This window comes from Afifella aestuarii, from assembly GCF_004023665.1.
GTDB classification, from domain to species: domain Bacteria; phylum Pseudomonadota; class Alphaproteobacteria; order Rhizobiales; family Afifellaceae; genus Afifella; species Afifella aestuarii.
Window position 1 is genome coordinate 1,051,123 of sequence record NZ_SAUF01000002.1, and the last position, 11,845, is coordinate 1,062,967.

General features: G+C 63.2%; 14 protein-coding genes and 1 tRNA gene. 7 read left to right on the forward strand and 8 right to left on the reverse strand.

All coding sequences use genetic code 11. The features are described from left to right. The first annotated feature begins 243 nt into the window (after window positions 1–243). Complete coding sequence (purU, locus tag EO094_RS13365) at window positions 244–1,101, forward strand: formyltetrahydrofolate deformylase (RefSeq protein WP_128292866.1); 858 nt, start codon at window positions 244–246, stop codon at window positions 1,099–1,101. Here purU and EO094_RS13370 read toward each other — a convergent pair. The 3 genes from EO094_RS13370 to gph form a co-directional block, all read right to left on the reverse strand. Further along, window positions 1,098–1,718 carry a hypothetical protein gene (locus EO094_RS13370; RefSeq protein ID WP_128292869.1) on the reverse strand — a complete coding sequence of 207 codons (621 nt, stop codon included), beginning with the start codon at window positions 1,716–1,718 and terminating at the stop codon, window positions 1,098–1,100. The genes purU and EO094_RS13370 overlap by 4 nt on opposite strands. 141 nt (window positions 1,719–1,859) lie before the next feature. Then, window positions 1,860–1,934 (reverse strand) — tRNA-Val (locus tag EO094_RS13375). A gap of 52 nt (window positions 1,935–1,986) precedes the next feature. Then, window positions 1,987–2,679 carry a phosphoglycolate phosphatase gene (gph, locus tag EO094_RS13380; RefSeq protein ID WP_128292871.1) on the reverse strand — a complete coding sequence of 231 codons (693 nt, stop codon included), beginning with the start codon at window positions 2,677–2,679 and terminating at the stop codon, window positions 1,987–1,989. A gap of 196 nt (window positions 2,680–2,875) precedes the next feature. Between gph and EO094_RS13385 the strand changes: the two genes are divergently transcribed. Both EO094_RS13385 and cowN read left to right on the forward strand, forming a co-directional pair. After that, a complete protein-coding gene (locus EO094_RS13385; RefSeq protein WP_128292874.1) occupies window positions 2,876–3,499 on the forward strand; it encodes a Crp/Fnr family transcriptional regulator in 624 nt (207 codons plus the stop codon). A gap of 93 nt (window positions 3,500–3,592) precedes the next feature. Then, window positions 3,593–3,880 (forward strand): N(2)-fixation sustaining protein CowN, encoded by a 288-nt coding sequence (gene cowN / locus EO094_RS13390; RefSeq protein ID WP_128292876.1) that lies wholly within the window; start codon window positions 3,593–3,595, stop codon window positions 3,878–3,880. Between the two features lie 158 nt (window positions 3,881–4,038). Here cowN and hemB read toward each other — a convergent pair whose 3' ends face one another. Next, window positions 4,039–5,022, reverse strand: a complete 984-nt coding sequence (gene hemB / locus EO094_RS13395; RefSeq protein WP_128292878.1) for a porphobilinogen synthase — start codon at window positions 5,020–5,022, stop codon at window positions 4,039–4,041. 229 nt (window positions 5,023–5,251) lie between these two features. After that, entirely contained in the window at window positions 5,252–6,040 is a 789-nt protein-coding gene (locus tag EO094_RS13400) for an AraC family transcriptional regulator (protein WP_128292880.1), read from the reverse strand. Window positions 6,041–6,241: 201 nt separating this feature from the next. On the opposite strand from EO094_RS13400, the gene rpiA reads away from it, so the two are divergent. The 4 genes from rpiA (at window position 6,242) to EO094_RS13420 (ending at window position 9,827) form a co-directional block, all read left to right on the forward strand. Then, window positions 6,242–6,934: a ribose-5-phosphate isomerase RpiA gene (rpiA, locus tag EO094_RS13405; protein WP_128292883.1), complete on the forward strand. Its 693-nt coding sequence runs from the start codon at window positions 6,242–6,244 to the stop codon at window positions 6,932–6,934. A gap of 73 nt (window positions 6,935–7,007) precedes the next feature. Then, window positions 7,008–7,571, forward strand: coding sequence for a DUF2059 domain-containing protein (locus tag EO094_RS13410; RefSeq protein ID WP_128292885.1), 564 nt, complete (start codon window positions 7,008–7,010; stop codon window positions 7,569–7,571). 95 nt (window positions 7,572–7,666) lie between these two features. Further along, entirely contained in the window at window positions 7,667–9,070 is a 1,404-nt protein-coding gene (gene gor / locus EO094_RS13415; protein WP_128292888.1) for a glutathione-disulfide reductase, read from the forward strand. Window positions 9,071–9,233: 163 nt separating this feature from the next. Further along, window positions 9,234–9,827 carry a tyrosine-protein phosphatase gene (locus tag EO094_RS13420; RefSeq protein ID WP_246008506.1) on the forward strand — a complete coding sequence of 198 codons (594 nt, stop codon included), beginning with the start codon at window positions 9,234–9,236 and terminating at the stop codon, window positions 9,825–9,827. A 17-nt stretch (window positions 9,828–9,844) separates the two neighbouring features. On the opposite strand, the gene EO094_RS13425 is transcribed toward EO094_RS13420, so the two are convergent. The 3 genes from EO094_RS13425 to EO094_RS13435 all read right to left on the reverse strand — a co-directional run bounded on the left by EO094_RS13425 (window position 9,845) and on the right by EO094_RS13435 (window position 11,757). Next, window positions 9,845–11,059: an MFS transporter gene (locus tag EO094_RS13425; protein WP_128292894.1), complete on the reverse strand. Its 1,215-nt coding sequence runs from the start codon at window positions 11,057–11,059 to the stop codon at window positions 9,845–9,847. Window positions 11,060–11,167: 108 nt separating this feature from the next. After that, window positions 11,168–11,500, reverse strand: a complete 333-nt coding sequence (locus tag EO094_RS13430) for a type II toxin-antitoxin system HicB family antitoxin (RefSeq protein ID WP_128292897.1) — start codon at window positions 11,498–11,500, stop codon at window positions 11,168–11,170. Then, window positions 11,497–11,757, reverse strand: coding sequence for a type II toxin-antitoxin system HicA family toxin (locus EO094_RS13435; protein WP_128292899.1), 261 nt, complete (start codon window positions 11,755–11,757; stop codon window positions 11,497–11,499). Before EO094_RS13435 ends, EO094_RS13430 begins: the two co-directional genes overlap by 4 nt. Window positions 11,758–11,845 lie beyond the last annotated feature (88 nt).

An 11,845-nucleotide genomic window follows, 5' to 3' on the forward strand; every position in this document is an offset into this window, starting at 1 on the left:
GTCCCCGGAAAGGCTGGCGAGTTGATGTGTCACTTTAACCTCTGTGTCGAATCGCTCTCAAAAGGCAAGCACCGGGCGGCCCGCGGTGCGGCGCCTTGACGCTTTTGCAACCGTATGTGGCTCGCCTGCCACGCTCGGCCCCGGGCGTCGTCGGCAAGTCTTCCCCACCGCGCCGCCGACAGCGCGTCTTGCGCTGCCGCATTTGATTGCTAAAGCAACCTCAGCTGAGCCAACGGACAGGTCATGGCCGATTTCATTCTCACCTTCTCCTGCCCCAATCGTCCGGGCATCGTCGCAGCCGTCGCGACCTCACTCGTCTCCAGTGGCTACAACATCCTGGAGGCGCAGCAATTCGATGATGCCGAAACCGGCCACTTCTTCATGCGGGTTCTCTTCAATCCCGTGCTGGAAGGGGCCGACATCGAAGAGTTCCGCGAAAAGCTCGCGGAGATCGGCGAGCGCTTCGAAATGGAGCTGACGCTGCGCGACCGCAGCGTGAAGCCGAAGGTCATGCTCCTCGTCTCGAAATTCGATCATTGCCTGGCCGACCTTCTCTACCGCTGGCGGATCGGCGAATTGCCGATGCAGATCACCGCCATCGTCTCCAACCATCCGCGCGAGGCCTTGCAGCTGCCGGAGCTCGATGAGGTGCCGTTTCATCATCTGCCGGTGACGGCCGCGACGAAGCCCGAACAGGAGGCGAAACTCTGGGATCTGATCGAAGAGACGGAGACGGAGTTCGTCGTTCTCGCCCGCTATATGCAGGTTCTGTCAGACGAGCTGTCGACCAAGCTCGCCGGGCGCTGCATCAACATCCATCATTCGTTCCTGCCGGGCTTCAAGGGCGCCAGACCGTACCATCAGGCGCATGAGCGCGGCGTGAAGCTGATCGGGGCGACGGCGCATTTCGTCACGCCCGACCTCGACGAGGGGCCGATCATCGAGCAGGACGTGGAGCGCATCTCGCATCGCCACACGCCCGCCGATCTCATCGCCAAAGGCCGTGACATCGAACGCCGGGTGCTTGCGCGCGCATTGCACTACGTGCTCGACGATCGCGTCATCATCTCTGGGCGAAAGACGGTGGTCTTCTACGATTAAAGGGAATCCTGCAGCAGCTTCTCGATTTTGCGCCGCTCCCGGCGCGAGCGAATTTGCTGAGAATCGCTGGTCGTCGGGCAGATCTGGATATCGTCGTCCGTATGCCGGATCTCGAAGGTCCGGCGTGCCCCTGCGAGGAGATCGTCGGCACCGTAGACGATCACGGCGGTCAGCTCGAGAGATCGGACCGAGGCGAGCCACTCCTCGTTCGATCCCTGTCCCTCATTGTCGCCGATCGTCAAGATCAGGTCGTGGAACGTGCCGATGTCGAGATATTCGCCGGCTTTCAGCGGCCCCTGCTTCATGCGCGAGCGGGGATCAGCGTCGAGCGCGTCGCCGAGATCGCGGAGATCCGTCAGCTCCTGCCTATAGGTCTTGTCGTCGGTGGTGACGAAGGCGATGAGGCTCGTCAGGTAGATCGCCTCCGCGCTCATATTGCTGATCAGGCAGCGAGCTTCCGTGCCGAGGCCTCCGCCGCGATTGATGAGGACGGTCGAGCGCCAGCGGCGCCTGTAGGCGACGAGCAGGAGCTGCAGGTAAACGAACCAGACGAGCAGCATGAGCAGGCTCGTAATGGCTGAGAAAGCGCCGGAATATTGCTGGATCCAAGACCACATGCGCGCCGAAACTAGGCGGCACTTGCGACGCGTCTAGAGAGAGATGTCGGTTCTTCGTTTAGGCGCCATAATTTCCGCGAGCATGGGAACTCTGCGAGATCATTCGCGAAGAGCCTGGGAAAAAGTCATGAGCCGGAAAAATGGTGGGCGCGACAGGGATTGAACCTGTGACCCCTGCCGTGTGAAGGCAGTGCTCTCCCGCTGAGCTACGCGCCCGACTCGCAGCAGCGATTTGGCACGGAGCCGCGCCGCGGTCAAGCCGGCGCGCTCATTCCACGGCTGCCGATCCCCCGCGCGTTTCAAGAAGCCTTGCGGCGAGTGCGGGTGTGAGCTGCGAATAGCTGTCGATGATGACGTCGGGACGAAGCTCGGCCATCGGTTTCGTCGTGTAGCCGAAAGGCACACCGATGACCGGAACGAAAGCCGCACGCGCCGCCGCGATATCGGCTGCCGAATCGCCGACCATCAAAGCGGCGTCGGGCTTGCCGCCCGCAGCTTCGATGGTTTCCAGAAGATGTGCCGGATCGGGTTTGCGCTTGGCCACCGAATCGGCGCCGAGCACGGCCTGGAATCTATTCAGAAGCCCGAGCTGATCGAGAAGCAGCTTCGACATGCCGACGCGCTTGTTGGTGCACACGGCGAAGCTCCAGCCTTCCGCTTCGAGCGTATCGAGCGCGCTCACAAGTCCCGGAAAGGGCCTGCTTTCGACGCAGATATGTTCCTCGTAATGGGCGAGGAAGACCTCCAGCAATCGGTCGAGTTCTTTCGGCGCCACCTTGCGCCCGGAGAGCTTCAGACCCTCTTCGATCATGGCGCGCGCACCGCGCGAGATGCATGGCATGATCCGCTCGCGCGGGGCAGGGGGCAGGCCGTGCCCGCCAAGAATATGGTCGAGCGTCGCCAGGAGATCGGGGGCGGTGTCGACGAGCGTGCCGTCGAGATCGAAGACGATGAGGGACATGGCGTTGGGCTAGCCGAGGCGCGAGGCGGGTGCAAGCGAGCGAAGGGCGGTCGTCCCATCGCGCGCGCCGGTATCAAGATAAGGCGGGCCGCTTGCCTGCCAGAAGAGGCTGGTGTGAATTGAGAAAGCAGCCGCGGCCGGCCGATGGGTATCCCGCCGGCCGAGGTGATGCGAAGACCGCCAGAAAGAGGTGTCCGTGTCCGATCATCCATCTTCCGCGCATTGGCTTGATCGGCTCGAAAACGGTCACAGGCGTCGTTACGGCGCCGGGGAGACGATTGCTCATCCCGATGCAGAGACGGACCGGCTGTTTGTGCTCAAGACGGGGATGGCTCGCATCTGCCTCAACGGCGCGACCAAGGCGCTGACGCTCTCCTATCTGCGCCCCGGCGGCATCTATGTGACGCATACGCGCGCCTGGGTGGAGGCGCTGGAAGATTGCGAGATCGTGAGCTGGCCGGTGCGCGAGATGCTGACGCTTGTCTCCCGCCATCCGGAGCTCGCTGTGGAAGCTCTGCGCGATATCGGCCAGGTGCTTTCGGGCGCGCTTGATCTGATCGAAGATCTCGCCTTCCGTCCGGTGGAATCGCGGCTTGCCCGCTTTCTGCTTCTGGAGAGCGCGCGGCAGAAGAATGTCCGCATCCGCCTTATCGACCACACCGAAGCTCTGGCAAGTGCGCTCGGCACCTCGCGCCAGACGCTGTCGACGCTCGTCAACAAGCTCATCCGCGACGGTGTCGTCAGCCGTGAGGGCCGCGAGCACCTTTTGATCCTCGCGCCGGCACGGCTTGAAGAACTGAGTGCGCTGTCGCCCGGCTGACAGCGCGGCAGACGCGCGTGCCTCATAATCTGTCGCTCCGGCTTATGGGGACGGTCTTTCGCGCGAAAGACCAGGGGAGAGGATCAGCAGACGATGGCCAGTCAAGCCGCCGATCGCGGCGACCGTTACGTGAGTTTTCTGGGGCTCGATTGCGATGCCAAGGCCGAAGCCATGATGGGAATGCTGTCGGGGGCGATGCGCACGAGCAGCTCGCAATGGGTCGGCTACTTTGAGCAAAAGCTCGCCGAGAACCAGAAGATGGGCCGTGACAGCCTTTACTTCGTCGGCAGCCAGGTCAACGCGCTCTCCGCCTTCTTCGAGGAGGAGGGCGACGAGGCGGCGCTGTCGCTCCTCGCAGAGCTGGAAGACAAATGCTGCTGAAGGGGCGATGGCAAGTGTCTGGGCGCAGCGTCTCTCTGTAGTGCCTTAGGACGCGAAGGCGGGACGCCGCGATCATCCCCGAGTGCCCGAACGCTGGCATACAGCCGCCGGTCGCTCAAAGGCTTTGCGCTGCTCCCGCCCTGCGAAGGAGTCGCCGATCAGGCGCCGACCCATCCCTCCCTCACAGCCTGATGGGCGTAATAGCTGATGATCAGATCGGCGCCGGCGCGTTTCATGGCCAGCAGGCTTTCATGCACACTCGCGGCCTCGTTGAGGGCGCCGGCATCTGCCGCGAACCGGATCATCGCGTATTCGCCGCCGACCTGATAGCAGGCGAGAGGCAGAAGCGTGCGCTCGCGCAGACGCGTCAGCACATCGAGATAGGCGAGACCCGGTTTGACCATAAGCATGTCCGCGGCCTCGGCTTCATCGAGCAGAGATTCCAGCAAGGCTTCGCGTCCGTTGGCGGGGTCCATCTGATAGGAGAGGCGGTCGCCGTTCAGATTGCATCCTGCGGCGGCGCGGAACGGACCGTAGAACGCCGAGGCGAATTTCGAAGAATACGCCATGATGGGCGCGTTCGTGTGCCCGCCTGCGTCGAGCGCGCGCCGGATGGCCGCGACCTGACCATCCATCATGGCTGAAGGGGCGACCATATCGGCACCGGCCTCCACAGCGACCAAAGCCTGCCGGCCGAGATTTTCAAGCGTCGCATCGTTGTCGACACTGCCGGCACGATGGACGCCGCAATGTCCGTGATCTGTGTACTCGCAAAAGCAATTGTCCGTTATGACAACAAGCTCTGGCACCTCACGTTTGGCAACGGCCACCATCCGCGCCATCAGGCCTTGCGGGTTCCAGGTGTCGCTTCCGTCGGCATCCTTGTGGTGGGAGATGCCGAAGAGGATGACGGCTTTCACGCCGTCCTTTGCGATCCGATTGATTTCCCTCGCGAAAGATCGCTCCGGCACACGGGAGATCCCCGGCATGGTCGGAATCATGACCGGTTCCTCGATCTCTTCCTCGACCAGGATCGGGTAGATGAGGTCTTGGGCCGAGACGCTGGTTTCGCGAACAAGAGATCTCAACGTCGAAGAATGACGAAGTCTGCGGGGTCGCCGTGCCGGGAAAAGAGCGGTCATAATTCTCTCCAGATTGCCTCGAAAGCGATGTGAACGCGTGGCAATGCCGTGTGTCTTGAAGAGGCCGTCTTGCGTAGGATGCCGGCAGGACAGCCGAGCGCAGGAGCCCCACGAAGATGCGGCGCGGGTGGGTTGCGCCTTGGCCGACATCTACGCCGCAGCGTGATGTCGTGCGTCGCGGATTTGGACAAAAGCTACGTCTTGTCAGACACGCATGGGAAGAGGCTGGCTATATCTCCGCGTTCTTGTGGAAGTAGCGGCTGGGCTTTTCGCCCATGATTTGACGAAACATGCTCGCGAATGCGCCCGGCGTGTCATATCCCAGATCGGCGGCCACGATCCCGACGGCTTCCCCTGCCGCAAGGCGCGGGAGGGCGGATAGGGCGCGGACCTGGTTGCGCCACAAAAGAAAATTGCTTCCGAATTCGCGTTTGAAAAGGCGGGCGAGAGTTCTGGAAGAGGCGCCGGAGAACTCGGCCCATTCTTCCAGGGAGCGCACGTCACCCGGATCGTCGATGAGTGCGCGGCAGATCGCGGCAAGCCGCTTATCCCGGGGCATCGGCAGATAGAGAACCCCGTCCGCCTCCCAGGTGATTTCGTAGAGGATGAGATCGAGAACCCGCCTGGCATGTGCGTCCGGTATCTCGTCTTCGGGCATTTGCACGACGCGCAGGATCAGCTCGCGCAACAAGGGTGACACGCGAATCGTCCGCGGCTTCGTCGGCAAGGGAAATGGACAGACTTCCCCGACGACATAGAGGGTTCTGAGAGAAACATTGCCGCGGGCGCGCATCTCATGGGTGATGCCAGCCGGCATCCACACCGCGCGCTGCGGTGGCAGGAGCCACAGGCCGTCGGCGGTTGCCACCTCCATCACCCCGCCGATCGCGTAGATCAATTGGGCGCGCTCATGCATATGGGGTGGAAGATGAAAGCCCGCCGGATACTCTTTCGGCAGTCCCACGATGCCCCGGTGGGGAACCGGATCTTCGATTGGATCTGCGCTCTTGGTCGTCATGTCGCTGGCTTTCTACCATGGATGCCATAACTCGGCGCGATCTCCTGCGAGGAGTCCTCAACGAGGCCCGTCATGGGAGCCCGCTTGAGGCCGTGGGTTGTCATTCGATAGGCTCTGGCGCAAACGGGTCGCTCAACAGGATCCACTGAAGGCGCGGCGGACTGAACGCGCTTTGAAGATAAGCGGCAGGCGGGGGCAACGATGACAGATGATCTAAAACGCCAGGCGGCCGAGGCGGCTCTGGAGTTTGTCGAGGACGGCATGAAGCTCGGCCTCGGCACCGGGTCGACGGCGAGCTGGTTCGTGAAGCTTCTGGGCGAGAAGGTTCGCGCCGGCATGAATGTCGTCGGCGTCCCGACATCGGAGGCGACGGCCAAACTGGCGCAGGACGAGGGGATCGCGCTCACCTCTCTCGACGAGATCGACCGTCTCGATCTCACCGTCGACGGCGCCGACGAGATCGGCCCGGAGCTTGCCCTGATCAAGGGCGGCGGCGGGGCGCTGTTGCGCGAGAAGATCGTGGCTTCCGCTTCTGCGCGCATGCTCGTCATCGCCGATGCCGGCAAGCATGTCGAACATCTCGGGGCTTTTCCTCTGCCGATCGAGGTCGTGCGCTTCGGCAAGAAGGCGAGCGAACGGGCCATTAAAAAGCTGATTTCGAGGCTTGGCCTCAGTGCGGAACTCGCCTGGCGCACACGCGGTGGAGAGCTTTTTGCAACCGACGAAGGCCATGTCATCATCGATGCATCTTTTGGCCTCATTCCTGATCCAGAGGCGCTCGCGCGCGGCCTGTCGGAGATCCCCGGCGTCGTGGAGCACGGGCTCTTTCTCAACCTGGCCGAGACGGCGCTGATTGCCACGCCCGAGGGTGTGAAGAGGCTCACCCGCGCTTGATGCGGGCGTGACGTCGCCCGGCTTTTCCGTTATCGACGGCATCCAACGCGCCGTCACACATCAGGAGTTCTTCATGTTTCGGCTTTCCGCGCTTTGCCTGCTGCTGCTCGGGGCGGTGGTCCCGGTTTATCCCGCTGCAGCCCAGGACGCGAACCCGGCCCCGGCGACCGGCGCGCCGGCTGAACCTTCGGATGCGCAGATGGAGCTCGCCCGCAAGGTCCTGTCGGCCTCCAATCTGTCGCGCAGCTTCGATGAGATCCTTCCGGAAGTCGCAGACCAGGCGAAGATGACGCTCATCCGCTCCAATCCGCAGATGCAGCTCGGCATCATCGAGATCGTCGACCAGGTGGCCCTCGACATGGTCGACCGCCGCGCGGAGCTTGAAAAGCGGCTGGCGCGGATCTGGGCGATCAATTTCAGCGAAGGCGAGCTCAACGATCTTCTCACCTTCTTTGAGACGGATACGGGCGAGAAATTCACCGGCACGCTCGTCGGCCTTTTGAGCGCGCAGGTTTCGGTGAGCCAGGCCTGGGCGAAGGAGATCGGCGACGAGATGCTGCGCCGTTCGACGCAGAAACTGCAGGAAATCTCCAAGAACGAAGCGAAGAGCCTGCAGGGCGAGACGAATCCGCAGTGAGCGGAGACGCATGAACCGACACGCGTGCGCTGGCACGCGTGAGCGGATGCGGCGAGGGCGCTCGCCGCGCCATTAGGAAGACAACGGGATCTGCGATGACTGAGCGGCGCTACGACTACGACCTTTTCGTGATCGGGGCCGGCTCAGGCGGGGTCCGTGCGGCCCGCCGGGCGTCCGAAGCCGGCGCCCGGGTCGCTGTTGCCGAGGAAAGCCGTGTCGGCGGCACCTGTGTCATCCGCGGCTGCATCCCGAAAAAGTTCCTGGTCTACGCCTCGCAATTCGGCGAGGCCTTCGAAGACGCCGTCGGTTACGGCTGGTCTTACGAGAATGCGCGCTTCGACTGGCCGACGCTGCTTGCCAACAAGGACCGCGAGATCGCTCGTCTCGAAGGCGTCTATCGCAGCAATCTGGAAAAATCGGGCGTCGAACTGATCAGTGACCGCGCCGTTCTCGCCGGCGGTCATGAGATCGAGCTGAAACGCACCGGCACCACTGTCTCGGCTGAACGGATCTTGATCGCAACGGGCGGCAGGCCCAATCCGCACCGCGCGCTGCATGGGCATGAGCTCTGCATCACCTCCGACGAGGCCTTTGAGCTCGAAAAGCTGCCGGAGAAAGTGGTGATCGCCGGCGGCGGCTACATCGCGGTGGAATTTGCCGGGATATTTGCCGCCATGGGTGTGGAGACGACGATCCTCTATCGCGGCAAGGAGATCCTGCAACGCTTCGACATGGATCTCCGGCGCCTCCTGCACGCCGAATACGAGAACAAAGGGATCCATATCCGCTGCCAGGACGTGCTCGGCCGTATCGAGCGAAAGAGCGATGGCTGGCTGCGAGGGACTTTTCTGGGGGGCGATTGTTATGACGCCGAGCAGATCATGCTCGCCGTCGGCCGCCTGCCCAACACCGAAGGGCTCGGGCTTGAAAAGCTCGGCATCCGCCAGGACAAGCGCGGCTCGATCTGCGTCGACGAATATTCGAAGACCAATGTCGATCATGTCTGGGCGATCGGTGATGTGACCGACCGCATGCAATTGACGCCGGTCGCCATCCACGAGGCGATGTGCTTCGTCGATACGGTCTTCTGCGGGCGCCCGACCAAACCCGATTACGGCAGCGTGGCGACGGCCGTCTTCTCGCAGCCGGAGCTCGGCACCGTCGGCATGACGGAAGACCAGGCCCGCTGCGATATCGACAATCTGGCGATTTACAAGTCGGTCTTCAGGCCCCTGAAGAACACGCTGTCGGGCCGCTCCGAACGCATGCTGATGAAGCTCGTCGTCGATGCCGACACCGACAAGGTCCTGGGTGCGCATGTGCTCGGCCCGGATGCCGGCGAGATGGCGCAGCTTCTGGGTGTTTCCGTCAAAATGGGCGTGACGAAATCCGATTTCGACCGCACCATGGCCGTGCATCCGACCGCGGCGGAAGAACTCGTGACGATGTACAAGCCCTCCTACACGGTGCGCAAAGGCGAAGTGGTCGAGGCGGCGTGAGGGCAGGCCGATACGTCCTACCGCCTCGTTCGCCGTAAGCTCTGCTTCAGGCAAGTGACATAAGACCGCCGTCGGCATCGATGGACGGCAGCATGAAGCGGAAGATTGCGAACCGAACTGCTTGCATTGCGGTTGCCAGGGGGACGAAGGCGGGATGACGCGATTGCCGAAACTTCGCCTGAGGCCCGCCTTGGGGCGGCGCCTGGGGGTTTTCTGCCTTGGGCTTTCGGTCCTCCTTTTGGGAGGCGCAGGCAGTTACGCCGGCTACACCTATCTCAACGACAATTTTCATGTGGTGAAGGCCGGGAGCCTTTATCGCTCGGCGCAGCCAACGCCGGAGCTTTTGGCGGAATGGAAGCAGCGCTACGGGCTGACGACCATTGTGAACCTGCGCGGCGCCAATCCCGGCGCCCCGTGGTACGAGGCGGAAAAGGCGGCAGCGGCCCGCCTCGGGCTTCGCCTCATCGATTACAGGATCTCGGCAAAACGCGTCCTGTCGGGTGAAGAGACGAGCGAACTCGTGTCGCTTCTCGCCGGGTTGGACGGACCGACGCTCGTCCATTGCATGAGCGGCGCCGACCGCAGCGGCATCGCCTCCGCCTATTATCTCGCAAGCGTCGCCAAGGCGGGCGAAGAGGCGGCGGAAAGCCAGTTGTCGCTCTGGTACGGCCATGTGCCGCTCTGGCTTTCGCCCTTCTACGCCATGGATATTTCCTTCGAGGCGGCGGAGCCGGGCTTCGGCTATCTCGATTCGTAACAGGCGGCCGCGCCCTATTATCCGCGCAGCCTGAGCCGCGCCGCGCTCCAGGTGGCCAGGAGGCCGCCTAGGCCGAGAAGCGAGAAGGTGAGGCCCCAGGAGGTCGGCAGGGAGAGCGCCTGGCCGCGCGCCAGATCGAGCACGCTGCCGGCGGCCATCGGCGCAACGGCGCCCGCGCCGAAGCCCAAGAGCGAGCGAACGGCCAGCACCTTTCCGAGGACGCCGGGCGTCGTCGTCTCCGTCAGCGCGACGGTCAGCACCGGGGAATCGGCGATGGACGTCACCGCCTGCATCATCGCGAGCGTGATCAGGATTGCGAGCGGCGCGGCGACGAGCCAGCCGATGGAAAAGGAGAGCGCGGTCGACAGGGCCGCGATGCCGACGAGCACGCTCTTGCGGCCGAGACGGTCCGACAGCCCGCCCATGGAAAAGGTGGCGCCGGAGGCGAGGAGATGCATCGCCGCGATCAGGATGGCGCTCTGTCCGCTGGCGAGCCCGATGCCGTGGCCGGAGAGTGCGAAGGCGGCGGCGAGAAGCGCCGGCATCCACGCCCAGCCGCCGAGCAGTTCCCAGCAATGGAAGACGTAGCCGGCGGTCAAGAGCCTGGTGTCGCGCGCCCGCCAGATGGCGTCGAAGAGGCCTTCGCCCTTCGTCCGCCGGTGGATGGTGTTCGGCGTTTCTCTGAGAAGCAGGAGAATGAGGACGGCGCCGATGGCCGGCGTCGCGCCGCAGACGACGAAGGCGACCTGCCAGCCACCGAGCGAGAGCGCGGCCCCCGTCAGAGCGAGCGAGAAGGCATAACCGACGGATGTCGACCCGATGAGCCAGCCCATCGCGGTGCCGCGGCGGCGGTCCGTCGCCATCTCCGAAAACACCATGACGAGCGGCGTGTAGATGCCGCCCTGGGCGAGCCCGGTGAGACCGTAGAGGACGATCGCGCTCGACCAGTCGCGGGCAAAGAGGCCGAAGGCGAGCGAGGTGATGCCTGTCGCCACCGCTGAGACCTGCACCATGCGTTTGGCGCCGAAATAATCGGACGCCCAGGCGAAGAGGAAGAGCGAGACGGAATAGGAGAGCGTGAAAGCGGAGACGACGGCACCGGCGCGGGTCGCAGAGATTCCCCATGCGCTCTGCAGCACAGGGATCGAGGCGGCGCCGGTCATGAAGCTCGCATAGAGGAAGACGCGCGACAGGCAGACGAGGATCGTCCACCGTCCGACGGATTGGGCCATGAGGTGTCCTTCAGCGCCCGAGCGGCGCAGGCGAGCTATCGCTCAAAGACCGTGGGAGGTGGTGGCGTCAAGGGCGACAGGGGAGGTCAAGGTGAAAGCCGCGCCGGTTCACTCCGTGACGGCGCGTTCAAGCACGCTGGTGACGAGCTTGTTGAGGCTGACACCAGCACGCCTTGCCGCCGAAGCGAGCTCGCGATGCAGGCGCGGCTCGGCGCGGACGACGAACTGCCCGGAATAGGGCCGTTCAGGCTCTTCTCCGCGCTCCCGACAGAAGGCGAGGTAATCCTCCACAGACTCTTCGAGCGCCGTCTTGAGTTCATCGACGGAATTGCCCTGGAATGTGATAACGTCGCGCAGATTGATGACCTCGCCATGAAAGGTCTCGGCCTCCTCGTCGAAGTTCACGACGGCTTCGTAGCCTTTGTAATGCATCATGTTCATGGCCTGACTCCTGCCTCGCTCAAAAAACGCCGAACCGAACGCAAGGCTCCCTTGTCAGTCTCCTTCTGCGGATGTGGTCTGTGAAAGACCGCACGAACGCCGTTGAGTGCGACCCGCACGCGCGAGCCTTGACCCTCGGTGATCTCCGCTCCGAGTGCACGCAGGGCTGCTTCGATGTCGCGCCACGCGAGGCCGGCCTGAACAGGCTCTGCAAAGATTGCCTCAATCGTCCCCTGGTGTTTTCGACTAAGCTTCATATGATATCATCTTTCAGTATCATTCAAGGTCTTTCGGCAGGCATCGCCCCCTTTTGGTTCGATGGTTGAGGATCGAAGAAATTACGCT